26 protein-coding genes are annotated in these 26390 nt (G+C 45.9%); 12 read left to right on the top strand and 14 right to left on the bottom strand.

Translation table 11 applies throughout. From position 1 onward, the window contains the following. Positions 1 to 77 precede the first annotated feature (77 nt). The 4 genes from SPSYN_RS14825 (at position 78) to SPSYN_RS14810 (ending at position 5227) form a co-directional block, all read left to right on the top strand. Positions 78 to 1691, top strand: coding sequence for a thiamine pyrophosphate-binding protein (locus SPSYN_RS14825; RefSeq protein ID WP_161823270.1), 1614 nt, complete (start codon positions 78 to 80; stop codon positions 1689 to 1691). 231 nt (positions 1692 to 1922) lie between these two features. After that, positions 1923 to 2831 (top strand): 1,4-dihydroxy-2-naphthoate polyprenyltransferase, encoded by a 909-nt coding sequence (locus SPSYN_RS14820; protein ID WP_161823269.1) that lies wholly within the window; start codon positions 1923 to 1925, stop codon positions 2829 to 2831. A gap of 92 nt (positions 2832 to 2923) precedes the next feature. Further along, positions 2924 to 3211: a hypothetical protein gene (locus tag SPSYN_RS14815; protein ID WP_161823268.1), complete on the top strand. Its 288-nt coding sequence runs from the start codon at positions 2924 to 2926 to the stop codon at positions 3209 to 3211. 126 nt (positions 3212 to 3337) lie between these two features. Continuing rightward, positions 3338 to 5227 carry an ABC-F family ATP-binding cassette domain-containing protein gene (locus SPSYN_RS14810; protein WP_161823298.1) on the top strand — a complete coding sequence of 630 codons (1890 nt, stop codon included), beginning with the start codon at positions 3338 to 3340 and terminating at the stop codon, positions 5225 to 5227. Positions 5228 to 5236: 9 nt separating this feature from the next. On the opposite strand, the gene SPSYN_RS14805 is transcribed toward SPSYN_RS14810, so the two are convergent. Both SPSYN_RS14805 and SPSYN_RS16285 read right to left on the bottom strand, forming a co-directional pair. Further along, positions 5237 to 6841 carry a putative polysaccharide biosynthesis protein gene (locus tag SPSYN_RS14805; protein ID WP_161823267.1) on the bottom strand — a complete coding sequence of 535 codons (1605 nt, stop codon included), beginning with the start codon at positions 6839 to 6841 and terminating at the stop codon, positions 5237 to 5239. 143 nt (positions 6842 to 6984) lie between these two features. After that, a complete protein-coding gene (locus SPSYN_RS16285; protein ID WP_279279332.1) occupies positions 6985 to 7575 on the bottom strand; it encodes a methylated-DNA--[protein]-cysteine S-methyltransferase in 591 nt (196 codons plus the stop codon). A gap of 267 nt (positions 7576 to 7842) precedes the next feature. Between SPSYN_RS16285 and SPSYN_RS14795 the strand changes: the two genes are divergently transcribed. After that, positions 7843 to 8379: a flavin reductase family protein gene (locus SPSYN_RS14795; protein ID WP_161823266.1), complete on the top strand. Its 537-nt coding sequence runs from the start codon at positions 7843 to 7845 to the stop codon at positions 8377 to 8379. A gap of 166 nt (positions 8380 to 8545) precedes the next feature. Here the strand turns inward: SPSYN_RS14795 and groL are convergent, their stop codons facing one another. The 7 genes from groL to SPSYN_RS14760 form a co-directional block, all read right to left on the bottom strand. Continuing rightward, positions 8546 to 10180, bottom strand: a complete 1635-nt coding sequence (gene groL, locus SPSYN_RS14790) for a chaperonin GroEL (RefSeq protein ID WP_161823265.1) — start codon at positions 10178 to 10180, stop codon at positions 8546 to 8548. Positions 10181 to 10259: 79 nt separating this feature from the next. After that, entirely contained in the window at positions 10260 to 10544 is a 285-nt protein-coding gene (gene groES / locus SPSYN_RS14785) for a co-chaperone GroES (RefSeq protein WP_161823264.1), read from the bottom strand. 328 nt (positions 10545 to 10872) lie between these two features. Next, positions 10873 to 11367: a MogA/MoaB family molybdenum cofactor biosynthesis protein gene (locus tag SPSYN_RS14780; protein WP_161823263.1), complete on the bottom strand. Its 495-nt coding sequence runs from the start codon at positions 11365 to 11367 to the stop codon at positions 10873 to 10875. A 97-nt stretch (positions 11368 to 11464) separates the two neighbouring features. Further along, positions 11465 to 13396 carry a molybdopterin biosynthesis protein gene (locus SPSYN_RS14775; protein ID WP_161823262.1) on the bottom strand — a complete coding sequence of 644 codons (1932 nt, stop codon included), beginning with the start codon at positions 13394 to 13396 and terminating at the stop codon, positions 11465 to 11467. A 32-nt stretch (positions 13397 to 13428) separates the two neighbouring features. Further along, positions 13429 to 14664, bottom strand: coding sequence for a molybdopterin molybdotransferase MoeA (locus tag SPSYN_RS14770; RefSeq protein WP_161823261.1), 1236 nt, complete (start codon positions 14662 to 14664; stop codon positions 13429 to 13431). A 111-nt stretch (positions 14665 to 14775) separates the two neighbouring features. Next, positions 14776 to 14955 (bottom strand): hypothetical protein, encoded by a 180-nt coding sequence (locus SPSYN_RS14765; RefSeq protein WP_161823260.1) that lies wholly within the window; start codon positions 14953 to 14955, stop codon positions 14776 to 14778. Positions 14956 to 15499: 544 nt separating this feature from the next. Next, positions 15500 to 15781 (bottom strand): DUF503 domain-containing protein, encoded by a 282-nt coding sequence (locus tag SPSYN_RS14760; RefSeq protein ID WP_161823259.1) that lies wholly within the window; start codon positions 15779 to 15781, stop codon positions 15500 to 15502. Between the two features lie 353 nt (positions 15782 to 16134). Between SPSYN_RS14760 and SPSYN_RS14755 the strand changes: the two genes are divergently transcribed. After that, positions 16135 to 16272: a hypothetical protein gene (locus SPSYN_RS14755; RefSeq protein WP_161823258.1), complete on the top strand. Its 138-nt coding sequence runs from the start codon at positions 16135 to 16137 to the stop codon at positions 16270 to 16272. 119 nt (positions 16273 to 16391) lie between these two features. Here SPSYN_RS14755 and SPSYN_RS14750 read toward each other — a convergent pair whose 3' ends face one another. Further along, positions 16392 to 17834 carry an NAD-dependent malic enzyme gene (locus SPSYN_RS14750; protein ID WP_161823257.1) on the bottom strand — a complete coding sequence of 481 codons (1443 nt, stop codon included), beginning with the start codon at positions 17832 to 17834 and terminating at the stop codon, positions 16392 to 16394. 245 nt (positions 17835 to 18079) lie between these two features. Here SPSYN_RS14750 and SPSYN_RS14745 point away from each other — a divergent pair, with 245 nt between their 5' ends. Further along, positions 18080 to 18961, top strand: a complete 882-nt coding sequence (locus tag SPSYN_RS14745) for a hypothetical protein (protein WP_161823256.1) — start codon at positions 18080 to 18082, stop codon at positions 18959 to 18961. Positions 18962 to 19024: 63 nt separating this feature from the next. Here SPSYN_RS14745 and SPSYN_RS14740 read toward each other — a convergent pair whose 3' ends face one another. The 3 genes from SPSYN_RS14740 to SPSYN_RS14730 all read right to left on the bottom strand — a co-directional run bounded on the left by SPSYN_RS14740 (position 19025) and on the right by SPSYN_RS14730 (position 20772). Continuing rightward, the gene (locus SPSYN_RS14740; protein ID WP_161823255.1) at positions 19025 to 19492 is read right to left on the bottom strand and encodes a CBS domain-containing protein; all 468 of its coding nucleotides are present in this window, start codon (positions 19490 to 19492) and stop codon (positions 19025 to 19027) included. Positions 19493 to 19701: 209 nt separating this feature from the next. Further along, positions 19702 to 20007, bottom strand: coding sequence for an alpha/beta-type small acid-soluble spore protein (locus SPSYN_RS14735; RefSeq protein WP_161823296.1), 306 nt, complete (start codon positions 20005 to 20007; stop codon positions 19702 to 19704). A gap of 150 nt (positions 20008 to 20157) precedes the next feature. Continuing rightward, on the bottom strand, positions 20158 to 20772 hold the full coding sequence (locus SPSYN_RS14730) for a GerMN domain-containing protein (protein WP_161823254.1): 615 nt from the start codon (positions 20770 to 20772) through the stop codon (positions 20158 to 20160). Positions 20773 to 21062: 290 nt separating this feature from the next. Here SPSYN_RS14730 and SPSYN_RS14725 point away from each other — a divergent pair, with 290 nt between their 5' ends. From SPSYN_RS14725 to SPSYN_RS15825, 4 genes are all read left to right on the top strand, one after another. Beyond that, positions 21063 to 21512, top strand: coding sequence for a metal-dependent transcriptional regulator (locus SPSYN_RS14725; protein ID WP_161823253.1), 450 nt, complete (start codon positions 21063 to 21065; stop codon positions 21510 to 21512). Between the two features lie 168 nt (positions 21513 to 21680). Then, complete coding sequence (locus tag SPSYN_RS14720; RefSeq protein WP_161823252.1) at positions 21681 to 21920, top strand: FeoA family protein; 240 nt, start codon at positions 21681 to 21683, stop codon at positions 21918 to 21920. Positions 21921 to 22026: 106 nt separating this feature from the next. Then, positions 22027 to 22815: a FeoB small GTPase domain-containing protein gene (locus SPSYN_RS15830; RefSeq protein WP_202623857.1), complete on the top strand. Its 789-nt coding sequence runs from the start codon at positions 22027 to 22029 to the stop codon at positions 22813 to 22815. Positions 22816 to 22817: 2 nt separating this feature from the next. Then, positions 22818 to 24209: a nucleoside recognition domain-containing protein gene (locus SPSYN_RS15825; RefSeq protein ID WP_202623856.1), complete on the top strand. Its 1392-nt coding sequence runs from the start codon at positions 22818 to 22820 to the stop codon at positions 24207 to 24209. A gap of 95 nt (positions 24210 to 24304) precedes the next feature. Here SPSYN_RS15825 and SPSYN_RS15820 read toward each other — a convergent pair whose 3' ends face one another. After that, on the bottom strand, positions 24305 to 24478 hold the full coding sequence (locus SPSYN_RS15820; RefSeq protein WP_202623858.1) for a hypothetical protein: 174 nt from the start codon (positions 24476 to 24478) through the stop codon (positions 24305 to 24307). Positions 24479 to 24708: 230 nt separating this feature from the next. On the opposite strand from SPSYN_RS15820, the gene SPSYN_RS14710 reads away from it, so the two are divergent. After that, positions 24709 to 26238, top strand: coding sequence for a VanW family protein (locus SPSYN_RS14710; RefSeq protein WP_161823251.1), 1530 nt, complete (start codon positions 24709 to 24711; stop codon positions 26236 to 26238). The last annotated feature ends 152 nt before the right edge of the window (positions 26239 to 26390 follow it).

The raw sequence follows: 26390 nt of genomic DNA, 5'->3' as shown, positions 1-26390 counted from the left end.
CGCGATTAAAGATGTAATATTTTTACCGATAAAATAAAAAAATAACCCAGGGATAACAAACCACTGGAGGACTAAATATGCCAAGAAACGTTGCCGAAATCATTCTAGAACAGCTTGCCGCCTGGGGTGTGAAAAAAATTTACGGGTTCATCGGAGATAACGTATTCCACCTTTTCGATGCCCTGGCTCGCCAATCCCAAATTGAATTTTACCAGGTACGCCATGAGGAAACAGCGGCTTTTATGGCCTCAGCCCAGGCCAAGCTAACCGACGGATTAGGAGTATGCCTGACAGATGGCGGTCCCGGTACACTGCACCTGTTAAACGGCCTGGCTGATGCCTATACGGACAGGGTGCCTGTGCTGGCCATTACCGGGCAGGTTGCACGCAGAAACATCGGAACTAATGCTAAACAGTATATAGATCAACAATCATTGTTTAGGCCTCTGGCTGCTTATACTTCCCTGCTCTGCGACCAGGCCAACACGACGGATATCTTAGGTAAGGCTTACCGTATCGCGGTCACCGGGCGATCAGTGTCCCATGTCAGTGTGCCTATGGATGTGCTGCCCATGCCCTGCGATGCTGAGATTTTACCACCTGCCCCATATCTTAATACGTATCCAGCGTCATCATCCCAGGTGCTCGATGGTGCCGTGACAATGCTGGAGCAGGCCAACCGCCCTGTGATTCTTATCGGCGAAGGAGGGCGTCCGGCCGGGGCTTTACTGGCGGAACTGTCTGTCCGCTGGGGAGCTGCGGTAATTACTACGCTACAAGGCATGGGAGCCTTCGACCGCGCTCAGCCGTTGTACGTCGGCGGGCTGGGGCATGCCGGCAGCCCTGCTGCAACCAAACTGTTAGGCCAGGCAGATTTGTGTCTGGTGGCCGGAGCGAATTGGTGGCCACAAAAGTATGTGCCCCGCCAAATATCCATCATCCAGATAGCCCCAAACCCCTCCGACATCGGAGCAACCACGCCGGTGTCCTATGGCGTGGTTGGTAATACCGAATCGGTTTTGCAATATATCTTAGAGCGAGCCTCATTAACCCCCAAACAGGAGTGGGTTTATGCTATTAAACAAGAAACTGAAAACTGGCTTAATCAGCTTGAACAAGAAGTAAACACGCCCGGCTCCCCGGTTCATCCGGCTGCAGTAGTGAGAGCTGTACAAAACTCGGTTACAGATGACACCATCATCTGCCTGGATACTGGCGATCACACCGTGTGGTTTGGCCGGGTTTTCCGGCCTACTCAGCAGCGTGTTTTAGTATCCGGCAAATGGCGTTCGATGGGTTTTGGCCTGCCTGCAGCTCTAGCCGCTAAGATTAACTGTCCCGACCAAAAGGTACTAGCTCTGGTGGGTGACGGCGGCTTGTCAATGAATATGGGAGATTTCCTTACAGCCGTTAAATATAAGCTGCCGATTACGGTGGTTGTTATGAATAACCGCACTCTAGCAATGGAAAAGAACAAAATGCTGGCCGGCGGTCTTACACCCAAAGGAACATCGTTATTAAACCCGGATTTCGCCAAATTCGCTGAATGCTGCGGTGGGAAAGGATATAATGTGGAGCATGCCGATGAGTTACATAACGTACTACAGTCAGCCATAAACAACGAGCTACCCACAATAGTGGATGTACAAGTAGCTGACTTGGCAGTGCGGGGAACGGCTATGCCTTCATAACCTGGCTACAATTTTTCCGAACTAAAACTTATGTCCGATGTTGAACAGTTACGCAATGTATTAAACGGGTATATAATCTTTTTTAAGTCGAAAAGATATAAACCCGTTTTGTTTAAAAGTTTTATAAATCGTTTTTATTTAATCAGCATACGATAAAATGCTATAATAAACTATACGAAATAAATATATGCTAATAACCAGTTTCATACTGATCAACGAAAGGTGAAGTTAATGGTTCAATCGCGCAAAAAAGCTAACTGGCAGGTATGGTGGAGGTTATTACGGCCACATACCCTAACCGCCGCCTTTGTTCCCGTGTCAGTTGGCACAGCACTAGCTCTGCAAGAAGGACAAGTTAACTTGCCCCTATTTCTGGCTATGCTGTTGGCCTCATTAATTATCCAAGCAGCCACTAATATGTTTAATGAATACTTCGATTACGTTAAAGGACTGGACACTGCTGAATCCGTAGGCATCGGCGGCACCATCGTCCGGGACGGTGTGCCGGCGTCTACCGTTCTAAATATAGCCCTGGCTTTTTATGGCGTCGCTATTATCCTGGGCTTCTATATCTGCGCTGCGAGCAGCTGGTGGCTTGCCGCTGTTGGTCTTGCCTGCATGGCAGCCGGTTACCTTTATACCGGTGGTCCCTGGCCCATTGCCTATACCCCGCTGGGCGAGATTCTGTCGGGAGTGTTAATGGGCATGACCATTATCCTGATTTCTTTCTTTATTCAAACCGGCACTGTATCATTAGAAAGTGTGCTGATTTCCGTTCCCATTACCGTGCTCATAGGGAACATAATGCTTTCCAATAATATCCGTGACCTGGACGGTGATCGGGACAAGGGTCGCCACACCGTGCCCATCCTGCTGGGCAGGGATAATGCCATCACTCTGCTGGCGATAGTATTTACCTTTGCCTTTCTTTGGCTTACCGGTTTAGTACTGCTGAAGATCGTCACACCATGGTCATTACTGGCCCTAGGTAGTATCCCCAAAGCACGGCTGGCTGTGCTGGGCTTCCGTGGCAAAAGTTTAGCGGTGGAAATGATGCCGGCCATGCAAGCTACCGCCCAAACCAATACTATTTTCGGTCTATTGTTGGCCGCTGGGCTAACCTTAGGTTACTGGTTTTAAAACATTCGAGTAATTTTTATAATATCATTGAAGTATTTTATATTAATCGGTTATGATAATAGAGAAGATATTAACAGGGAGAGATTTATATTATGGAAGAATGGGTAACCTTAAAAAATTTATTTGATACTGAGGAAAAAGCATTAAAAACCGCCAATATTGTGGCTACTACCGAAGCCAGGCTGGCCTGTGAGCCCCATGGTCCCCAATACGAAGTGGAAACCAAGCTTGAACAGATCGGTGAGAAATGGCAGGTATCCTGGCGCAAAATATTTGTTGGCTTTGCCTCAGGCTGTGGCAGTTGCCAATCCTGCCAACCACCGGCACCCAAACGCACCGGTGGCGGTAAAGTAATCCCTTTTAGAAAACCGTCTTTCTAATACCGCTACTTTTTTCGCATATTGCTTAATTGTTTAGCCTGTCGCTGCCTTAAGCCGGACAGGCTATCATAATTACTGACCAATAACGTCCCTGTATTGTAATGAGCCATAAAGAAAGGGTACATGATGAGCTTATTAATTGCAGAAAATCTTTCTAAAAGTTATAGTGATAAAATGCTGCTCAACCATGTCAATATCAGCTTAAATGATAGAGATAAGCTTGGGTTAATCGGTATTAACGGCACCGGCAAGTCCACACTGCTGAAAATTATTGCCGGTGTGGAGCAAGCAGACGAGGGACAGGTAACTAAAGGTAATAACATGCAAATAGCCTACCTGCCTCAAAATCCTGATTTTGATGACCAGGCTACGGTACTGGAGCAGGTTTTCAAAGGTGATAGCCCGTTAATGAAATTAATCAGGGAATATACGGCTGCCCTTAACAACCCTGCTACCTCCAACGAGCAAATTATGCAGCTTACCCGCGACATGGATGCCCTGAACGCCTGGAACTTGGAAAGTGAAGCGCAGTCCATCTTGACCAGACTGGGCATAAGTGAATTTAATGTCCTTATCAGCACGCTATCCGGCGGACAGAAAAAAAGAATCGCGCTGGCAGCGGCACTGGTCAAACCGGCAGATTTACTCATTTTAGATGAACCGACCAACCACCTGGACAATGAAGCCATCGACTGGCTGGAGCAATACCTAAATAAAAGAAAAGGCTCATTGCTTATGATTACCCATGACCGGTATTTCTTAGACCGGGTGGCCAACCAGATTATTGAGCTGGACAGAGGTAGTCTTTATATATACAAAGGTAATTACAGCTACTACCTGGAGAAACAACTTGAACGAGAAGAAATGGAGCAATCCTCTGAGCTAAAAAGACAGCGGCTGCTCAGAAAAGAGCTGGCCTGGTTAAAAAAAGGAGCCAAAGCCAGATCCACCAAGCAGAAAGCCAGAATAGACCGCTACCACAAGTTAAACAGCCAGCCCGTTATCCAGAAAGAGGAGCAGCTGCAAATATCCGTGGCTTCCAGTCGCCTGGGCAAGAAGACCATTGAGCTGGAACAGGTATGCAAAACATTGGGCGGTACCCGGGTAATAGATAACTTCAGCTTCAAGTTAGCCAGAAACGACCGAGTCGGCATCGTTGGTCCTAACGGGAGCGGCAAGTCCACCCTTTTAAACATCATGTGCGGCCGGGTGCAGCCGGACAGCGGCACAGTGGATACAGGGAAAACGGTTAAGATTGGATATTACTCCCAAGAAATTCAGCATATCGACGGTAATTTAAGAGTTATTGAATACATTAAGGAAGGGGCGGAGCTGTTAAACACGTCAGATGGACATACCATAACGGCCTCGCAAATGTTGGAGCGGTTTTTGTTCCCTCCTGCCCTGCAGCGGAGCCTGATTGAAAAGCTCTCCGGCGGGGAGAAAAGAAGACTGTACCTGCTCAGGGTGCTGATGGAAGCACCCAATATATTGCTATTGGACGAACCAACCAATGACCTGGATATAGCAACGCTATCCATTTTGGAAGATTACCTGGATGAATTTAACGGTGCTGTGCTGGCTGCTTCCCACGATAGGTATTTTTTAGACCGTATGGCAGAAAAAATTCTGTCCTTTGAGGGAGACGGCTATATTGTGCAATACACCGGTAACTATTCAGATTACCGGGAGAAACGCAGTGAACAGGCCAACAATAAAGCAAATAATCGCGTTACTGCCCCCAAAAAGCAGGAAGAGCAAAAAGGAATAAAAAACACTAAGCTTAAGTTTACCTATCAGGAGCAAAAAGAATATGCGGACATAGACGCTATCATCGCCGGACTGGAAAAGAATATAACACAACTGCAAAGCCAAATTAACGAAGCCACCGCTGATTACGTCCTTTTACAGCAGTTGGTAGCAGAGAAGGAAGAATTAGACAAGCAGCTCCAAGAGAAGCTGGATAGGTGGGTTTACCTAAATGAGCTAGCTGAAAAAATCAGGGGTCAGGCTTAAACTCCACCGTTACCCTCTCCCGATCTTTTCGAGAAAACCAGCCACCCGTCTACCACCGGGCAGGCGGCGCACATCTTCGGACCGCACACCACCAAGGCAGATCAGCGTTATGGGGTACAGCACCGCACCGGTCAGCACAGCCAGCAGAGTAGGCCAGGTATTCCCCCCTATTTTCATAGCACTTACCCAGAAAACAGCCAGTACACCGGCAGACATACAGAGAGTAGCCAGCACTGACCGGGATAGTGCTTCCCATAGGTTAAACCGCATACCCACTAGGCGAGACAGCGCGATTATATTGAGCAGCGAGGAAACTATAAATATTACCACTGTTCCATAAGCTGCAGCCCGGATCCCCAGGACCGGAGTTAAGTAATAAGCAATAGCTACTTCAAATACTATGCCGATAACCAGGTTTCGCACAGGCACTATAGCCTTGCCCATGCCCTGCAGAGCTCCCGCCGTAACCAGGTGTACTGACCAAAAGACCACTACAGCAGACACAGCAGCCAGGGGTACCCCGGCGGCCGCTTCCGCAAACAACAGCTCGGTTAGCTGGGGAGCCAGCAAATACAGGCCGGCCGTGGCGGGCAGGGAAAATATAATGGACAGCCTCAGCGCTTGTGTCAATTGAGACCTGATGCGTTCCATATTTTGCAGCGCGAAAAACTCCGCTACTGATGGCACCAGACTGGCTCCCAGTGAAACAGCCAGGGCGAGTGAGATATTGATAAAGGCCATAGCCATTTGGTTATATTGCCCGAACAGGGCAACGGACTGCTGGTGGCTGTAGCCGGCAAACTGCAATCGGTCGATAATGAGCCACTGGTCAATTAGATGGGTAATGGACATGGCCACCGAAGCAAACGATACCGGTATGGCCACGCTAAATATCCGCTTGAGTAGGGACAGCGTGCCTTCCCTGGCTCCGGATAAATCCTGGCTGGCCAGCTCCAACATATCCCGGCGCTGCCAGTGGTAAAGGAAAACCAGCATCAGCGTAGCCCCCACCGCCCCGGGCACAGCACCGAAGTTAGCCCCGGCAGCGGCAACAGATAGGCCATGCGGCAGTAGCAGGTAACTGAACAGCAATGTACCCACTACCAATAACACCTGGTCGGCTAGCTGCGAATAAGCCACTGCTCGCATATTTTGTAGTCCCTGGAAGAGCCCCCGGTAGGCGGAAGTTAACGCAGCAAAAAATATCACCGGGGCAATGGCCAGCATACCCAGGTAAGATTCAGGTATCTGTACCAGGCCGCTCTTGATAAGCCAGTTCGCTCCAAAGAATAGCAACAGCGCAAAGGTGACACCCAGTACTAGCATGGAAGCCCGGGCTACCCGGAAGGTACGTATCGCATCGCGGTAGTGCCCCAGAGCCATTTTTTCAGAAACAATACTGGCCACGGCCACAGGTATGCCAGCTGCAGAAAGAGTGAAAAATAGTAAATAAATTTGGTTGGGCACAGCATAGATCCCCAGCCCCTCATCCCCTAGCAAACGACCCAGTGGGATGCGGTAAACCGCGCCTAAAACTCTAATGATCATCCAGGAAACGGTCAGTGTTAGAGCACCCTGCAACACTGTTTGCTTATTCAGTAACTTATTAGCCATGAACTTTTTCTCCCGCTATATCCTGCCTGTTAAAAAGGCATAGCTCAACAAAATTGCTATTTATTCTTTACATTGATTAATCTAATCTTTTTGTTTATAAAAAGCTTATACAATTTTCTAACCGGTTTGGATAATAAAGTATGCTAAGCAAACGTATACCTACCATTGGAGCCTGGGTGCAGCCCCTCGATGGTCAGGAGGCTCTCTTTCCAAGCAAGACCACAACCAAAACCACCAAGAGTTCCGTCACCGCGGATCACCCTGTGACAGGGTATCACAAGCAAAATACGGTTTGCCCCCAGAGCACCACCCACCGCCCGAGCGGCCCGGGGGTAGCCAGCCAGGGCAGCAACCTGCCCATAAGAAAGCAGCACCCCGTAACGGATCCCCTGCACCACCTGCAGCACCCGCTGCTGAAAAGGCGTAAATACGGACCAATCAACTGGGAAGTCAAGCTTCACCATTTCGCCGCTAAAATATCGGTTCAGCGCTTGGTCTAACCCGTATAGTACATGGCCGGGCTCCGGTGGTACCACCGGAAACTCATTATTAATTCCCAGCCAGGTTAAATTACAGTTACACTCTTCAAGACTGGGCTGGGGCAACGTTAACGCCATCAAACCGACTTCGCTGCGGGCAGCTCCCACCCAGCCATTTGGCGTAGTAAAAGTCCAAACCAAAGGGGCAGGCTGAAAATCTGCAAAACTAGCTGTCTTCTTATCCGAGAACGACAATTCAAAAATACCTCATTATAGTTAATAAAAAAAACAAATTTGGCTATCATGCAAAATACAACTATCTATCAATTCTGATTATCTACCTATTTGATCATTAATAGGGATACCAGATCTACATGACTACATTAATAACCTTAATTTTACAAATACTATTTTACTTTAACACCGACAGCACAGCTTGTCAATTAAAGCCGCATAGGTAAGCTTTTTAAGCGCAGACTACCATAGAGATACTAAATAAAATCATAAGGAGCGAAAATGAATATGAAAGTTAGCAAAAGTCCCAGTACAGCCCTGTATCCTGTACCGGCAGTACTGGTCACCTCCGTTCTGGAGGGGTATCAACCAGACATAATCACCATCGCCTGGACAGGTACCATAAACTCTGAACCACCGATGGTATATGTCAGTGTGCATACCTCAAGGCATTCCCACAAATTAATCAAGGAATCCGGTCAATATGTAATCAATATTCCATCAGCAGAGCAGTCTAAAGAATTAAATTATTGTGGAAAGGTTTCAGGCCGCGATGTGGATAAATTCCAGAACACTGGACTTACCCCTGTGCCGGCTACAAACGTACAGGCCCCATTGATTAAAGAATGTCCGGTGAACCTGGAGTGCCAGGTAAGGCAAGTCGTTTCTTTGGGCAGCCATGATGCATTCATTGGTGAAATTTTAGCGGTTCATGTAAATGAAGATATTTTAGACGCTCAGGGAAAAATTGATTATAGCTTGGCCAAGCCTTTAGTTTTCTGTGGTGGTCAATACTTCATGTGCATCAAAGGAAACAATTTATAGAAATCCTTTCCGTGCTTGGAAGCTAAACAGGCAATAATTGATATTGCCTGTTACAACCCTACCCAAGAAAGCCCTGCTTTTAAGCAGGGCTTTCTTCAAATATCAATGAAACTTGGGTAGAACAGAAGAAGAGACCCCAAACAAGGGTCTCTTCTTGTTTTAGATATTACATCATGCCGCCCATGCCGCCGCCCATTCCAGGAGGCATGCCCATGGCCTTGGGATCTTCTGGTTTATCTGCCACAAGAGTTTCAGTAGTCAAAATCATAGCCGCGATGCTGGCTGCGTTCTGCAATGCAGAGCGAGCAACCTTAGCGGGGTCAACAATACCGGCATCGATCATGTTGACATATTCACCGGTAAGAGCATTAAAGCCCACACCTTGTTCAGCAACCCGTACTTTTTCCACAACCACGGAACCTTCCATACCAGCGTTATTGGCAATCTGCCGCAGGGGTTCTTCCAGAGCCCGGCGCACGATATCCAGACCTACTTTTTCATCCATGTTATCAGTGCTAAGATCTGCCAGAGCGCTAATAGCCTGTACATAGGCTACGCCGCCGCCGGGAACAATACCTTCCTCGACTGCTGCGCGAGTTGCATTTAAGGCGTCCTCGAGGCGCAGCTTTTTCTCCTTCAATTCAGTTTCGGTAGCTGCACCCACCTGGATAACAGCCACACCACCGGCTAATTTAGCCAAGCGCTCTTGCAGTTTTTCCCGGTCGAAATCTGAAGTAGTTTCTTCCATTTGTTTTCTAATCTGAGCTATCCGGGCGGTAATTTCGTCAGCGCTGCCTATACCACCAACAATAATTGTTTCTTCTTTCTTAACACGGACCTTGGAAGCACGACCCAGCATGGTAATATCAGCTTTATCCAGTTTTAAGCCAACTTCTTCGGAAATTACGGTGCCGCCAGTCAGTATGGCGATGTCCTGCAGGATAGCCTTGCGACGATCACCAAAGCCAGGAGCCTTGACAGCTACGCAGGTGAAAGTGCCGCGCAGTTTGTTCAGCACCAGGGTAGCCAGCGCTTCGCCCTCAACATCTTCAGCGATTAGCAGCATTGACTTGCCGGCTTGCACCACTTTTTCCAGAACCGGCAGAATGTCTGCTATAGCAGAGATTTTGCGGTCGGTTATTAGCAAATATGGATCATCCAAATTAGCTTCCATTTTATCAGTATCGGTGATCATGTACGGGGAAATATAACCACGATCAAAGTTCATACCTTCCACAACTTCCAGGGTGGTACCGATACCTTTTGATTCTTCAACGGTAATAACTCCGTCTTTACCTACTTTCTCCATAGCATCAGCTACCATGGTGCCGATGGATTCATCGTTGGCAGAGATTGAAGCAACCTGGGCAATGGCGGCCCTGGTTTCCACAGTCTTAGCCGAACCCTTAATAACATCAACAGCCTTCTCAACAGCCTTCTCTATACCCTTTTTAATAATCATGGGGTTGGCGCCGGCTGCTACGTTTTTCAAACCTTCCCGCACAAATGCTTGTGCCAGCAGAGTGGCCGTGGTGGTACCGTCACCAGCAACATCGTTAGTTTTAGTAGCTACTTCTTTAACCAGCTGAGCACCCATGTTTTCAAAAGGATCTTCCAGTTCAATTTCTCTGGCAATAGTCACACCGTCATTGGTAATCATGGGTGAACCAAATTTTCTATCCAACACTACATTGCGGCCTTTAGGGCCAAGGGTAACCTTAACCGCATCAGCCAATGCGTTTACACCCTTTTCCAGTGCCTTGCGGGCATCCTCTTGGAAAATAATTTCTTTACCTGGCACTATCAATAACCTCCTTCAATTAGGTATATATAATCAGGTTAAATAAAAGCTTTGCTAAAAATTAATCTCTGCTAAAAAACTACTCGATTACGCCAAGAACGTCTGCTTCACGTAGAATCAAATACTCAACATCGTCGATTTTAATATCATTGCCTGCATACTTTGAGAACAGCACCTTGTCCCCAACCTTGAGATCAATAGCTACGCGCTGGCCATTATCTAACAGACGGCCAGATCCTACGGACACTACTTCGCCTTGCTGAGGTTTTTCTTTGGCTGTATCCGGCAGCACAATACCGCTTTTAGTTACTTCCTCACTTGGCATAGGCTTGACAACAACTCGATCGCCTAAAGGTCTTATCACAAAAACCCCTCCTTAATATAATTTGATAAAAGTATTAAGCGGTTTTATTATTGTTAGCACTCATCATTATCGAGTGCTAATACCTAAGTAATATAATATAGAACGAGTCAGCCAAAAGCAAGTATTTTTTAGCAAGAAATTACCCTCTTTTATTATAAATAGGACAATTTTTTAAATATTGCTCCAGCTTTCTCCTTCTATATAATGATTGGTGTATTTTTTTACAGCATTACTGCAATGCAATTTATATGAATTTAAACTCCTAAAAATATTTTCCCACATTTTTCATGATATTATACAGATTTTCCAATAAAATTTTTGTCTGGATCTACTCATCACTACCGCATTCTGTAGCCCGACCGGTAAGTATATCAAGACCATGGGGCAGTGCCGGTAAAATAGCTTCCAGGCATTCCCGCACTCCTTTAGGGCTGCCGGGCAAATTAATAATGAGTGATTTATGCCTGATGCCAGCTACTGCCCGGGAAAGCATAGCCCGGTTGGTTTTTTTCAGGCTTTCCAAACGCATAACTTCCGCAATACCAGGTGCCTCACGGTGGATTACTGCCCGTGTGGCCTCGGGTGTATTATCCCGCGGGCTAAAACCAGTTCCCCCGGTAGTTAATATAAGTTCATACCGACCACGGTCGGCCAATTCAATTAATGTTTCCACAATAACATCGTAATCATCAGGGATAACCCGATAATCTGCTACAGTCCAGCCCTGCTGCTCCACTAATTCTTTGATTATCCCAACGCTGCGGTCCTCGCGTTCGCCTCTTGAACCTTTGTCGCTCATGGTTAAAATGGCCGCTTTGAACATATCTTAATCCCCCTAAAATTTATCTTCTCAAGAGATCAACAAGCATCCGAGCAGTAGCCGGTAACAGGCTTGCCTTTCCCCGGAGCAAAATGCTCATTTACACCCGGTTATCGTACAATATTTTCCCACAATCACGCAAGTTGTAGCCTCCCAAAGCTTCGACTTCCCTTTGGAAGGCAGGCTCGGCCATTACCTCTAGCAAACGCTGAATATACGGTGTGTCATAGAAAGCAGCCGGGATACACAAATCGTATCGTTCCTCCACGACAGGCACAAAATCCAGTTCTAAGGCTAAAGCTGCTGCCCGAATGCCCATACCGGCGGCGGCCGATCCCGAAGCTACTGCCGCGGCCACAGCCATATGTGTATATTCTTCATGCTCGTAGCCCTTGATATCATCCGGGTTAATATTATTTTCTTTTATTTTATAATCAAACAAAATGCGCGTGCCCGCGCCTCGCTGCCGGTTTATGTAACTAAGACCTCGCTCGGCCAGGTCCTCTACTCCACGGATATTATGGGGATTGCCGGGTGCCACTATTAAGCCTTGCTCGCGGTAAACCAAATTAACCAGGACCACAGGCTGGCCGGGCAGCAATCGCTTAATATAGGACACATTATAATCGCCGGTTTTTTCGTCCAATAAGTGAATCCCGGCACAGTGTGCCTCGCCTCGTTTTAAGGCGCCTAAACCGCCCAAGCTGCCAACATTGGCCGAAGAAAGAGTTGCAACAGGATACTTTTGGCGCAGGTGATTGGCCAACACATCAAGAGTGATGTCGTGACTGCCAATAATCACAGTTGTCTCCCGGATTTCCTGCAATGGGCGCATTAATTCCACTGTTACAGACTCCCCGGCATTAAAACCCTCAGAAAGCCTGGGCACCCGCAGCATACCATCCGCCCGCACCAGCGACATAATCACTCCGGCTCCCCGGGAAATAGCTGTAGCGATTATTTTATCACCTACCTGTCCCATTTTAACCCGGACAAATTCCTCGGTACCCATAGGCGATACAATTTTACGCGATACAATAGCACTGGCTTTTTCCCGGGCAGGTGACACCGCGCCCAATTTGCTGTAAATAATTGGACGAACGAACTGCTCAGCAGCCACCACGGCAGACACCGAGTAACCGGGTATACCAACCACCGGTTTACCCGCAATTTCGCCTAAAATTACAGGCTTAGCGGGCTTAATGGCAACACCATGGGTGAGCACACGACCCAGTTCACCAATCAGCTCAGCCGTGAAGTCCTCCCTTCCCGCTGAGGAACCGGCATTAATCAGTACCATGTCAAAGTTAGCCACCGCTTCTTGCAACCGCGATTTTAGTGCTTGATAATCGTCGATAGTAATCTCCTGACGCTGAGGGATGCCGCCCCATTCAGCCACCATAGCACCCAGCACCCGAGTATTATATTCGATGATATCACCGGGCTTAAGGGGTACTCCGGGTTGCACCAACTCGGTCCCGGTGGGCAAAATAACCACCCGTGGCCTGGGATGCACAGCTATTTCCGTTAAACCACCAGCCAGTATGCCGCCAAGATCCACGGGACGTAACCGGTGATTGGCAGGTACAATCATTTCTGTAGCTACCACATCCTCGCCAATCACACGCACATGCTGCCAGGGAACTACACCGCTTGTTATTTCAAATACATTTTCATCAATAAAATGTACGTCTTCAATCATAATTACTGCATCACATTCAGGCGGCAGGGGATCCCCGGTGTCCACCACAGCAATATGTGTACCCAGGGTTAGCCTTTTGGGCGTAGCATCGGATGCGCCAAAGGTAATCGATGCCTGCACTGCCACTCCGTCCACTGCTGACGCATGATAATGGGGTGAAGAATTCCGAGCATACACCGGGCTTGCGGTCACCCGGCCCGCTGCTGCTTCATCTACTGCGATTAATTCACTGGGCCCCGGCGATAGTGCACCAAGCCCGGCTAGATAATCAAGATACTCCGCCAGCGCCTCTTCCAACGGCTTGTCATCCAAGTAAACATCCCTTTTCATGGTTTCACTCCGTTCGCCATATAGTCCATCCATTAAAACAGCTTAACCTCAATATAATCTCCGGCTTCGACGCCTTCTTTTTCTGAGGCTATACGAGCTAGACCAGTAGCCCGCACCATTGTACTGATTAACCCCGATTTACCAAGCACTGGGTCAGCAACCAGCTCGCCATTTTCTTGGTACAAACGAACTCGCAGGTAGTCCTCCCGCCCAGAAGCTGAACGCATATTACGAGTCAAACGAGCACGCACGGGGAATTCAAGCGGGTCATCCAAATAAACACCGTGCCTTAAAAGGGGCGTGACTAGCAAATCAAACACCACCATTGCCGAGACTGGATGACCTGGCAAGCCAATTACAGGCTTGCCCTCTACCACAGCCCCCACTGTTGGTTTGCCGGGCTTAATTGAAATACCATGGAATAGCACCCCTGGTGAGCCCAAGGTATCCAGCGCCCGCGCAGCCACATCTCTTGTACCAATCGAGCTACCGCCAGAAAGCAGTACCATATCACATTCCACCAGCGCCTGTTTGAGCCTATCCAACAGCAAATTAAAATTATCACGTACAATGCCATAAATGTGAGGCTGGGCACCAGCAGCCACCGCCTGGCCATATAAAGCATAGGAATTAATATCCCGCACCTGGCCTGGACCGGGCTGCTCCCAGGTTTCCACCAACTCGTCACCAGTAGAAATGATGCCTACCTTGGGTGGCACTAGCACCGGTACACTGGACACACCCACCGCTCCCAGCAACCCCAGATCCTGAGGCCTGAGTAAATGTCCCCGGGATAGCACCCCAGCCCCAGCAGCAATATCTTCACCGGCCAAAACAATATTCTCCCCCGGCGCTACCGGTCTGGTTACCCCTATGGTCAGCTCATCTAAGTCTTCAGTATATTCAACCATTACGACTGCATCAGCCCCGGGCGGCAGCATACCACCGGTGGGCATACGCCAGGCCTGCCCCACCCCGACTTCACCTATAGCCGCAGCATCTTGCCCCATTAACACCTCACCGGTTACATCAAGGTAGGCAGGCAGGCTTTCCGTAGCTCCAAATGTATCCCGTGCCCGCACGGCAAAACCGTCCACAGTAGAGCGAGTAAAACCAGGTACTGCATCCAAAGCCGTCAGGTCCTGGGCTAGCCTACGACCCATTGCCTCCAGTAACGGTACTTGCTCAACCGGGTAATCCGCCTTGATATGTTCCCCCAACAATTCCCGGGCTTCCCACACCGTCCGAGCCTGAAACAGTTCACCCATAAAATTACCTCCCAACGCTCATCATCCCAGGCTAGCGGTCCCAAGCATAGCCGTGACCAGGGACTGTATTTTTACCACATGAACAAAAAATTTGTCTGCACTATCTGTCAATTAAAAGCAGCCCAATTCACAACCGCAAAGCTTTATTTTTAGCTCATTTGCCGCCTGGCCAATTTCCTTAGGTGCAACGCCCAACTCGCTAGCCAGTTTTCTGGCTACAGTACAACTCAATTTACCGTCTTTGGCAGCGTTCTGCACAACAGTTCTAATTTCCTCAGTGTTTATGGACATATATATAATCTCCTTTCATATATTAAAATAGTTATCATTATCTAAGCGACCTCTCGTATTTAGAAAAACCATATTTAATACAGTATCCCTAATAACAACAATTGGGACCGCTAGAACAGGCAGAACCAGGCTAACAGTAACAATATGTTTTAGAAAACATATTATCATTATAAAGATAACCTTTATGACTTTATTGTGCAACAGATAACATTAACCTAATCGACAAAAAATACGTAACATCAATTAATTATTATTTTAAATATTGCTATTTCAACTATCACTTCCACCTGATTGCTTAATGAAAAGTATCCACTACTGTCTTAACAATGTCTATTTTTTTTCACTGCGTATAATTAAATTTTACCAAAATCAGCCTTAAATAATATTCCTCGTGATTATTATCAATTTATATAACCATACAACAAAGGTTGAGCCGGTGGTGAAAATGAAATTGCAGCTGTGGATTTACGAACACTACGATTAATTTAGTATGATATATAAATAACCACCCCGTAAGAGGTGGTCATACATATTTAACAAATTCTTAAAGCAGTTCCCGTTCCATACTGATCACTTCCACACCCTCATGATTCTCTACAAAACGCATCACCGAATCCAGCATGTTTTGCATATGCGCAAAATCACCACTGACTGAGCTTATACCCACGGTGGAATATTTCCAATTATCCTGACGTCCTACCTCCGCCACTGATATATTAAAGCGGTGCTTTAGCCTCTCGAGCAAGCTTTTTAACACCTTCCTTTTGTCCTTCAAAGATTCTGCCCCAGCCAGTGACAATTCCAGGGTTATTACTCCCACAACCATAAAGCTGTTCTACCTCCCAAAATGCACTTCAGTAAATGCTTATCCCGTTAACATGTAATATATCATTTTCCGCGAGCCGGTGATGATATAATAAACTCCTGAGCAGGTCTAAACACATAAACACTTATTATAAATATAATAACAGCGTAGTATACAACATGCAATGACTAGACTTTTGGATCTGGCAAAGAGTGCAAACGGGTTGCAGGCATCTAAAATTTTTATGGTTTTACCATAATGGCCAATATTTATTACCCATTTTTATATTGAAAGTTATGCATCTCTCCATGTAAAATAATACTAAAGCTCTATACAATAAAATAACAATTAAAATATTTTGGGGAGGGAATACTATGGATCCACATGATGCACATGGAGCACCGGCACAAGAAGACTTCAGAATGGATTATTCAGAGTGGAGTAACAATAACATTATCCCAGCTGTCATATTTTTTGGCTTTTTATTCTGCGCAGTAGCAATTTTTATTTAAACGTTTGTGCGTTGGGTCAATCTAGTTTAACGGCAAATTTACTCATACCATCAAAATCAGCAGGTGCTACCTGACAGGTACGCCTGCTGATTTCTTTGTTGTCGAATGTTTAAGCCAAGTTAATCAGCGTTAAAAACAAGTATCTTGTCCTGTTGCTTTTCCTCAAAACGATATCTGCGGGACACGCCTGTTTCTTTAGCTGCTTTCTGCACTGCATGGGAGACTGCCGGGCAAACACCTTCATGAAAAACCGAAGGGATAATATATTCTGGGGAAAGCTGCTCGGCCGGTACCAGATCTGCCAGCACACGGGCCGCCGCCAGGCACATGGCATCGTTTATTACACGGGCATGGCAATCCAACGCCCCCCGGAAAACGCCGGGAAAAGCCAAAACGTTGTTGATCTGATTGGGAAAATCAGAACGCCCGGTAGCAATAACTCCAGCAATATCCTGTATCTCGTTAGGATCCACCTCGGGCACTGGGTTAGCCAGGGCAAAGATAATCGGTTTTTCCGCCATGCGCAAAATATCTTCCCGGTGCAGTAAACCAGGACCGGAAACCCCGATAAAAACGTCGGCCCCTCCGATAACCTCCGGCAAGCTGCCATGCACGCAACCCTTGTTAGTATGCTCGGCCAACCATTTTTTTGAGTCAACTGCCGATAAATTGTCCCGGCTAATGGCTCCATTGCGGTCGCAGATTATTATATCACGTGCACCCGTCACCAGAAGCATTTTAGTTACAGCCACACCAGCCGCACCTGCGCCGTTAATCACTATTTTAACCTGGTCGATACTTTTACCCACAACCCGCAGCGCATTGATTAAACCTGCTGTCACTACAATAGCCGTACCGTGCTGGTCATCGTGAAATACCGGAATATCCAGCCGGCGGACCAGTTCTTCCTCAATAGAAAAACACTTGGGGGCGGCTATATCCTCCAGGTTAATACCTCCATAAGTAGGCGCACAGGCTACCACTGTGTCTACAATTTCCTTTATGCTGTGTACATTAAGACACAGAGGCACCGCATCAATACCACCAAACTTTTTAAATAATAAAGCTTTACCCTCCATCACCGGCAAGGCTGCTTCTGGACCGATGTCACCCAGCCCTAAAACAGCAGTGCCATCGGTAACAATAGCCACCGAATTACCCTTAATAGTCAGCTGGTAAACCAGTTCAGGGTCGTCTGCAATAGCCTGGGAAGCGCGGGCCACCCCCGGAGTGTATACCGTGCTTAAATCCTCACGGTCAAGGATTTCACTTCGAGCTTTAATTTCCATTTTACCACCCAGGTGTTTGGTAAATACCCGATCAGCAACCTGCTCCACCTCTACGCCTGGAATTTCTTCCAGTGCGCCGACCAATCTAGCCATGTTTTTCCGTTCAGAAAATCCAACCATTAATTCTCTGATAACATAACCTGATTCAACGGATACCACATCTATGGAACCCAGATTGCCTCCCTCCGCGGCAATTACGGCCAGCACTTGAGCCAGCATGCCGGGCTTATTAACCAACTTTAAACGAATAGTAACATTAAGCGAAATTGCCATACATTAACCCCCTAACAATTTTCTGTATATCTTATGGTAGCCTGAATATATTTTGCAAATGCTACTGCAACCTTCTAATAATATATTAGACATGTTTGTTCTCCTGTTTACAAGGCTAACATACCAAACACCGCCATGTAAATAACTACAATTAATACCAACAATACTTTCCTGTACAGTATGCTTTAAATATATGATAAAGTAAATATAGAGCATAAAACCAGTGGTATATGGGAGGGATTGCTGTGTCCATATCAAATGAACAAGAATTGCTCAATCCGGCCCAAATCAGCCAGACACTGGGCATTAACCCCATTAATATTATACGACTGACCAGAGAGGGTTATCTCGAGGTAAAAAAACAGGTAAGTTTTAAAAACGGTGTTATGCAGCTATTTAACCGTACACAGGTTCAAACTCTTATACCTGCCATGCCCAGAATTAAACAAGCCTGGGAACGATATGACAACTATCACCATGGCGGCAACAGGATGGCCCGGGCAAGGGCTTACAGACACCAATCCTACCGCGACAAGGTTAATCGCAAGGAGCAATTTTTTAATTCGTTAAATGAACTGACCCAAGAGCGACACGAAATACTAAAAACCGCCTACTACCTTTACTATCTCAATCATTACGCCAAAGCAGGCAGTTCCTACCTGTACGATTTAAAGGAGACCGTACTGCATACACTGGTCAAGAACTATTACCAGCGCACTGATTGGCTCAAGATCAGTTTAATTGAAGGGACCAATAAAATCGTTTTATGCCCTGAGTGCCGGGCAAAAGCTAACAACCAACGTCTCAGTTACCTGGAATACCTGGATAAAACCGGTGGATGTAATAAATGTATAAAAGAATATAAGTACTACAGTCTGTACGAATTTATCATCTGCTGCCAGGACTACCGGTTCTGCTTTCATACACCCTATTCTACAGCTAAAAGATGGTTTAATAAACAGGCTTTGCCACCATGCAAAGAATGTCCCGAAAGAGAAGGCGCTTACGCCTTTGGGCGGGCGATATACGATTCCGAAGCAAAGGCTGTGGAATTAATCGAGGTGATTGACGAACTGCAAAATTTCCTGGCCTTGTATAATATTGAGCCACTTATTGACACTTATTGACTTAACCCTGGAGACAAAAATGAAAGGACGTCAAATACAAAAGCAGTTTTAAGGCACCCCGCTTTACTTCTGGTCTTCACCTTTAAAACTTGCTTTTATGATATCCTGACGGGTAATGATTCCTATTAATTTACCATCATTATCAACTACTGGCACCCGGTTAACATCCTTTTCGGTAACGATTGTGGCCACATCTTCAATTGATGCGTCAGGACCAACAGTATAGAGTTTGGTTGACATCAGGGCACCTACCTTTTGAGCAACCGCACGCTTGACATCATGAATAAACCGGTTGGGGTTTTCCAAATAAATGGGGCTGTCGAATAGTACCACATAAAATGGAGCTCTAACTGGTTTTTCCTGAAAAACCAAGTCTGTCTCACTAACTACACCTACTAATTTACCGTTATCATCCACCACCGGTAACCCGCTGATCCGGTGCTCCAGCAATAAGCGCGCCATTTTATCTACATCATCATTAGAGTTTACAGTAATCACATTAGCCGTCATGATATCCTTGGCTTTTTTCATTATTTTCGCCTCCTAATACTAAACTTTCATAATAATTATATTATTTGCACCGCTACTCTTCAAACCCGGTTTTCATTGACCCGCATAATTATTCACGTACTCCTCAAACGTGATAATATTTTTTTCTTGCATGAAAGTAACTACCGGCACACCTAAGCATCAAAAAAGATGCTGCAGGGTAATTCCCTTGGCAGCATCTTTTTGATTATTCAGTTCATTTCGGGCTTTGCATCTACAGTTTCATTCAGCAAAGTACGATTTTTATAATTCCAAGCCAGCACCGCTTCGGCAAAGGAGACCATTTTTTTAGTCATTCCACCACCCACTTTACCATTCATGCGACTGGGCAGTTCCCCTTTGTCTATATAAGAGTAGTCGTGCATACCCAATTCAGAGGCCATTTCATTTCTAAACTCCTCAAGAGCAGGGGCCACATAAGGCTGTAAATCCTGTGGCACTATACCGGTGGCGGCAGTTTTGCTCATTAATTCCGGAAGCGTATTTTCCAACGTCATTAAATTTGTTACCGTTCCTTCTGCCAAAACCGTCACCTCCTAGAAAAATTTTTTAAGGATTATCATATCCAGTTAACGATTTTAGTATCCCTTCATAAAAAATTTATATGCTATAAAATAATACCCAGTTTTTTACTGAGTAAAATTATTTTAATTTTCAATTAAGTTATAATCAGGTTCAATTGGCACAGTCGTATCCATGTTGCCGTTTAAAATACTTTCCTTCTTCTCACCCTCCAATAAAAATTGCACCTTTTCAATACCAGGGAGTTCGCACAGTGAATTAACCACTGAGTACAAAGTCATAGTTTCACCCGCTGAACCGCCCCAATGTTTACTTTGAAATTCCTTAGAAAAGTTGACATTAGCTACCCCATTAACCACCGATATGGAGATCAGTTTAGTGTCTTCAGGAATCGTGCGCACCAAACTATCTTTCCCCGGACCGTTAATCAACTCCTGAATAACTGCCGCCTCCAGTGATTCATGTCCTTTGGTGACGGTTCTTTCCTCAGGTAATAAATACATGGCCTGCTCATCACTGAAGTAAAGAGTAACTTTTTGCTGGTTCTGAGCCGATTGGTCGCTGCCATCGCCAGTCTGGTTTGAATTATTCCCCTTATCCCCCTGTGATGAGTTGGGATTCTGGTTACCATCTGTAGAGCCGTTATTCCCACAACCCGCCGGTACTAAAACAATAAGCGCTAGAACCGCCACCAGTACCAGTATAAACTTAAGTCTAAAACAATTTACTCTTTTAAGCATAAACAACCCCCCTTTACATAATTGTGCTAAATCTGCCTGCAAGAATAGTATACCTTAAAATATTTAACTAGTGAAAGTATTTGTAATGATTTTTCGCTAGATGTTCAATTTAAAAATCTAGCTTAAAAACCTGAGACAACTAATTTACAAATGCAAAACCAACTAATTTTGATGCAAACCAGACATTTTTTTACCTTAATACTAATAAAATTACTAAGTAGTTAGATTAATATAAGTTTAGATTCAACCATCATTTTGCAAAGCAGTGTACTTTTTTAGGGGGGGTTTACTTGTTATCACCAAGCCTTGAGGATTATCTGGAGGAAATTTACCGTTTTTCATTGAACAATGATGTAGTGCGGGTCAGCGATATTGCCGCTTGCCTTGGTGTAACCATGCCCTCGGTAAATAACGCCATTAGGAAACTAAGCAGTGAAAATTATTTAGTATATAAAAAATACAGAGAGCTGGTTTTAACTGATAAAGGACGCAAGCTAGGTCATTTCCTCGTTAAGAGGAACAGTATACTGCAAAGATTTTTGTACGTAATTGATTCCAGTTGCGATATCAAAGCTGAGACCGAGGCTATGGAACATTATTTATCCATACCCACCATCTGGGCTATAGAAAGCCTGGTCGATTTTTTTGAGCTGAATGACGAGTGTGCCCAGCAATTCTTAAAGCACTCTCAAAAAAGAAAACAACAAGGACTGGGCTTAGTTGATGGTTACGAGAAATGATACCACTAACACCTCATCCGGCTGTATAAGCCGGTTTTTTTATTGTCATGCTGCCACGTTTTGACACGCCTAAGCAGTAACACCTTAAGTACAAACCACATATTATATAGAGAAAGTTAGATACCTATAACAAAATAATACACCATAAAGTTTGGGGGGAATATACACGTGAGTGCTACCACAACACTAAATTGCCTGAGCAACGGGTCTTTCGCCCTGGTCAAAGAAGTTGTAGCCGAGGGGTTAACCCGGCGCAGGCTACTGGATCTTGGCCTTGTTCCAGGAACTAAAGTGGAAGTGATCCGGCGCAGTCCAGCAGGTGACCCAATCGCCTTTAATATCAGGGGTGCAGTGATTGCGCTGCGCCGGGATGTAGCCGGGCAAGTGCTGGTAAGTCCATGGAAATAGCGTGTTAATAGCATTGGAAATTACCAAGTTTAATAGTTTATTACCAGTAAATCCAAACAGCCATAACTAATGGATAACCATATTATTAACGAAAGGATCAGGGGAAATGGGCCTTACCTATCAATCAACCGGACAGTCAAGCACCCGGGAGATTTTTCATACACTTGCAGACGACTGCGATTATGTAATCGCGCTAGCAGGTAACCCCAATACCGGCAAAAGCACTGTGTTTAATGCTTTAACGGGCTTACGTCAGCATACCGGCAACTGGCCGGGTAAAACGGTACAACGGGCTGAAGGCAGTTATATATACAAATCGCACCGGTACAGATTGATCGATCTGCCAGGCACCTATTCGCTGCTGTCCAATTCAGCCGATGAAGAAGTAGCTCGGGATTTCATCTGTTTTGCCAGGCCGGATGCCACCATTGTAGTGGTAGATGCCACTTGTTTAGAACGCAACCTGAACCTGGCTTTGCAGGTCATGGAAATCACCGGCAGGGTGGTCATTTGTGTAAATTTAATTGACGAAGCCAGGCGTAAAAAAATACGGATAGACACCGATAAATTGAGTAAACGACTGGGGGTACCTGTTGTAGCCACCGCCGCCAGAAGCGGTGAGGGCATGCCTCGGCTGAAGGAGCTGGTTAGCGATGTGGCAAACAAACGAGTGCAAACAAAACCGCAGCCGGTGCGCTACAGCCAAGATGTAGAGGATGCTATCGCCCGGCTGGAACCTCGGGTGAAGGCCATAGTAGGCAATTCTATAAACTCCCGCTGGCTGACCCTGCGTTTACTAGACGGTGATACCAGGCTGGTGCAAACTATGGAGAATTATTTAAATGCCGGCAAAACAGTACCTGTAATGCCTGTGGGGCAGGAGGGATTAGCCTGATAATGCAAAAATCTTTAATACCGCTGCTTGAGGATGCTCAGGAGATCGCCGGACTACGCCGGAACCAATTACAGGACAATATTGTGGCCAGCATCTACAGCACTGCCGAACAGATTGCCGGTGAAGTAGTTAGCCACACATCCCCAAAAAGGCAAGATTTGGATCGCCAAATTGACAACATATTAACATCCCCAATATGGGGGTTCCCTATCATGTTCGGCGTGCTGGCTGTGGTATTCTGGGTAACCATTGTCGGCGCCAATATACCTTCAAATTTACTAGCAACAGGACTTTTTTGGATTGAGGAGCGGCTTACGGATTTATTTATGGCCCTTAATGCCCCCGGCTGGCTGCATGGTTTTTTGGTTTTAGGCGTTTACCGGAGTTTAGCCTGGGTTGTATCAGTCATGCTGCCCCCAATGGCCATTTTCTTCCCCCTGTTCACTCTTTTAGAAGACCTGGGTTACCTGCCCCGGGTGGCCTTTAACCTGGACCGTTTTTTCAAAAAAGCCGGTGCCCACGGCAAGCAAGCCCTGACTATGAGCATGGGCTTCGGCTGCAACGCTGCCGGCATTATTGCCTGCCGTATTATTGAGTCACCACGGGAGCGGCTGATTGCTACACTAACCAACAATTTTGTGCCCTGTAACGGCAGGTTTCCTACATTAATTGCCCTAGTTAGCATATTTATCGCCGGTTCCGTGTCTTTATCACTAAGCAGCTTCATAGCTACCCTGACCGTAGCCGGGCTGGTTGTCTTTGGCATTACTGTTACGCTAGCCATATCATGGCTGCTATCTATAACGATATTGCGCGGTGAGCTGTCCTCATTTGCCCTGGAGCTGCCACCTTATCGAAGACCACTACTCGGTCAGGTGCTCGTACGCTCAGTACTGGACCGTACAATATTTGTTTTAAGCCGTGCCGTAGTTATCGCCGCGCCCGCAGGTGGTTTAATCTGGATACTAGCCAATACCACAGTTGACGGCGCCAGCCTATTATCTACCCTGGCCGGCTGGCTGGACACTCCGGCCAAATTTATGGGTTTAGATGGTTTTATATTGCTAGCCTTCATACTGGGGTTGCCGGCCAACGAAATTGTTTTACCCATTCTGCTCATGAGCTATGTTTGCGGCGGTGCCATGACAGAACTGGCCAGCCTGGCCGACCTGCGCCACCTGCTGGTAGAGCAGCACGGGTGGACCTGGTTGACAGCGCTGTGCACCATGATATTCTCCCTTTGCCACTGGCCATGCGGTACCACACTGTTGACTATTCAAAGGGAACAACGCAGCCGGCGTTGGACTTTATTGGCTGCTTTGATACCAACTGCTGTAGGTGTGGTGGTCTGTGTATTTATAAACAACCTGGTACGGTTATTAGATCTAGTTTAGAACAATTGTCAAAAGGCCTCCACGCTAGTCAATGGAGGCCTTTTCGGGTTATTCATTGTACAACATTGTACAACAAGGATATCTCAGTTTTATAATTAAGACTCTACTTCATCGTAGGAAAGAGTTGTTACCCGGGTGTAATCACCTCTGGCTTTATCCTTAGGACTGGCACTTCTTTTGAGAATTTCGTCATCCCCGGCTGCCACTGATGGTACTATGCGCTTCTTTATCCCAACAGCATTATTCCCCTGCTTATTTGTATTTTCCATAACCTCACCTTTTACTGTTTTTATTTATTATGCGCCACCTCCAGGTCTTTGAATACTCTAATCCGGCATAATTAAACTAATACATTTTATTAGGAATTTTTTAGAAATGGAACAAAAAGCCGGTTAAATCCTAAAAAATCCATGGATTCCGATTAATTTATGAAACTTTATACAGTTATTTGGTGTCATATTATAAATGGATAAATTATAAAGTGCAAAGGAGTTTCGCAATGGCACCAAGGAAAAAAAATAAATACAAATTAATCAGGTTTGGATTATTGCTGTTGCTATTCCTGGCACTTGGAGTTATAGCAACAGCAATGGCAAATGATAACTGTTTTTCCAATCCAAACACGGCAACTGACATCCTGCCCCCTGGCACTACAGTACTGGGAGTAGATTTATCAAAATTATCAAAACAAGCTGCCATGACCAAATTATTGCACTTGGAACAACAGCTGCAAAAGCAAAAAGTGAAAATAGCATACCAAGGGACTGACCATGAAGTTACTTTAGGTGCACTGGGTCTTAGCCTAAATGCCTCTAAAACCATCGATCAGGTACTGGAAAATGCCAACCAAATGGGAATAATCAAGCGCTGGCAAGCCCGCTTGCATCTAATAGGACAACAACCGGCCGTGATTAACCTGGACCGGAATAAGGTCAAGTCCGCCTTGCAAACAATAGTAAACCCCCTGTATATACCAGCAATGAATGCCGGTCCCACAGTAAACAGCCAGGGGCAAGTGATGGTGCAACCGGCTAAGGATGGCTTTCGGGTGGAAATTGATCAGTTTACTAAACAATTATTAGAAATGATAAATAGCAACAATGACTTATCCCTGGAGCTAACAACAGCCAAAATCAAACCAGAACTAAGTACAGAAGAAGTAACCAAATGGAACATAAAAGAAATGATTGCCCAGTATACTACCCGTTTCAATTCGGCTTTAACCGGGCGCACCCAGAATATTAAGATCGCCGCCGACGTCTTGGACGGTCTGGTCGTGGCACCAGGAGAAATAATCTCTTTCAATGATGTAGTTGGACCCCGGGAAGTTGATAAGGGCTATCAAAATGCCGGGATTATTGTAGGCAATACATTGACAGAAGGTATAGGAGGCGGAATATGCCAGGTGGCTACAACGTTATATAACGCTGTTTTGCTGGCTGATCTAGACATCGTCCAAAGGGGGAATCATAACATCCCCATTAGCTACGCCCCCATCGGACTTGATGCTGCCGTTTCTTACGGCTCGCTGGACCTGAAGTTCAAAAACAATACAGGTAGTCACATGTTGATTAAAACCAGCGTCGAAGGGAACTATATCACCGTAAGAATATATGGCAACAATGAAAAGGGGAAAAATATTCAATTAAAAAGCTGGGTGACCGAGACAATTGAACCAAAGGTGGTTTATAAGGTGGATCCCTCTTTAGAACCCGAGCAATCTAAAGAGCTCCAAAAGGGTGCCAGCGGATACCGAGCCCAGGCACAGAGAATAGTGACTGTGAATGGTAAGGTAGAACAGGAAGCACTGCCCAGCAGTTATTACCTGCCGGTGGAACAAATAATTGCCGTGCAAAGCGAAACACAGATACCAGGTCATGAACCTGTAGAAGAACCTCAAGAAGAAGAACCCGATGAGGAACCTGAAAATGAGACTACGGGTGATTCAGCAGACCCTGGCCCAACACCCGATAGGCCCGAAATAAAACCCGGTATACCGTTGCCCAATTCACCCGCTGAAAATATATGATAATTTGATAAGGTAAAAGAACCAGGGAAGTAAGGAGAAATTTTCATTGCTTCCCCGGTTCTTTTTTCTTGGTTTTGTTATGAGAAGTTTTTGAATCGCAGATTTAAATATTGAGTTAGTGAGATGAATGTGTAAAGCATAAGAGTTCTTAG

Origin of the sequence: Sporotomaculum syntrophicum (assembly GCF_009932395.1) — a bacterium.
Taxonomy (GTDB): Bacteria; Bacillota; Desulfotomaculia; order Desulfotomaculales; family Desulfallaceae; genus Sporotomaculum; species Sporotomaculum syntrophicum.
Note: the sequence above shows the minus strand (reverse complement) of the source record. Positions and strands in the feature narration are given on the sequence as shown.

What these genes read in the sequence shown, in the direction of transcription:
- SPSYN_RS14750 (WP_161823257.1), bottom strand. Translation starts at nt 17,834, where the DNA reads ATGGCAATTTCGCTTAATGTTACTATTCGTTTAAAGTTGGTTAATAAG.
- SPSYN_RS14805 (WP_161823267.1), bottom strand. Translation starts at nt 6,841, where the DNA reads ATGGCTAATAAGTTACTGAATAAGCAAACAGTGTTGCAGGGTGCTCTA.
- SPSYN_RS14710 (WP_161823251.1), top strand. Translation starts at nt 24,709, where the DNA reads ATGGCACCAAGGAAAAAAAATAAATACAAATTAATCAGGTTTGGATTA.
- SPSYN_RS15820 (WP_202623858.1), bottom strand. Translation starts at nt 24,478, where the DNA reads ATGGAAAATACAAATAAGCAGGGGAATAATGCTGTTGGGATAAAGAAG.
- SPSYN_RS14820 (WP_161823269.1), top strand. Translation starts at nt 1,923, where the DNA reads ATGGTTCAATCGCGCAAAAAAGCTAACTGGCAGGTATGGTGGAGGTTA.
- SPSYN_RS14810 (WP_161823298.1), top strand. Translation starts at nt 3,338, where the DNA reads ATGAGCTTATTAATTGCAGAAAATCTTTCTAAAAGTTATAGTGATAAA.
- SPSYN_RS15830 (WP_202623857.1), top strand. Translation starts at nt 22,027, where the DNA reads ATGGGCCTTACCTATCAATCAACCGGACAGTCAAGCACCCGGGAGATT.
- SPSYN_RS14770 (WP_161823261.1), bottom strand. Translation starts at nt 14,664, where the DNA reads ATGGGTGAACTGTTTCAGGCTCGGACGGTGTGGGAAGCCCGGGAATTG.
- SPSYN_RS14760 (WP_161823259.1), bottom strand. Translation starts at nt 15,781, where the DNA reads ATGGTTGTGGGAGTAATAACCCTGGAATTGTCACTGGCTGGGGCAGAA.
- SPSYN_RS14740 (WP_161823255.1), bottom strand. Translation starts at nt 19,492, where the DNA reads ATGAAAAAAGCCAAGGATATCATGACGGCTAATGTGATTACTGTAAAC.
- SPSYN_RS14780 (WP_161823263.1), bottom strand. Translation starts at nt 11,367, where the DNA reads ATGTTCAAAGCGGCCATTTTAACCATGAGCGACAAAGGTTCAAGAGGC.
- SPSYN_RS14815 (WP_161823268.1), top strand. Translation starts at nt 2,924, where the DNA reads ATGGAAGAATGGGTAACCTTAAAAAATTTATTTGATACTGAGGAAAAA.
- SPSYN_RS14765 (WP_161823260.1), bottom strand. Translation starts at nt 14,955, where the DNA reads ATGTCCATAAACACTGAGGAAATTAGAACTGTTGTGCAGAACGCTGCC.
- SPSYN_RS14825 (WP_161823270.1), top strand. Translation starts at nt 78, where the DNA reads ATGCCAAGAAACGTTGCCGAAATCATTCTAGAACAGCTTGCCGCCTGG.
- SPSYN_RS14755 (WP_161823258.1), top strand. Translation starts at nt 16,135, where the DNA reads ATGGATCCACATGATGCACATGGAGCACCGGCACAAGAAGACTTCAGA.
- SPSYN_RS14730 (WP_161823254.1), bottom strand. Translation starts at nt 20,772, where the DNA reads ATGCTTAAAAGAGTAAATTGTTTTAGACTTAAGTTTATACTGGTACTG.
- SPSYN_RS15825 (WP_202623856.1), top strand. Translation starts at nt 22,818, where the DNA reads ATGCAAAAATCTTTAATACCGCTGCTTGAGGATGCTCAGGAGATCGCC.
- SPSYN_RS14775 (WP_161823262.1), bottom strand. Translation starts at nt 13,396, where the DNA reads ATGAAAAGGGATGTTTACTTGGATGACAAGCCGTTGGAAGAGGCGCTG.
- SPSYN_RS14795 (WP_161823266.1), top strand. Translation starts at nt 7,843, where the DNA reads ATGAAAGTTAGCAAAAGTCCCAGTACAGCCCTGTATCCTGTACCGGCA.
- SPSYN_RS14735 (WP_161823296.1), bottom strand. Translation starts at nt 20,007, where the DNA reads ATGACGTTGGAAAATACGCTTCCGGAATTAATGAGCAAAACTGCCGCC.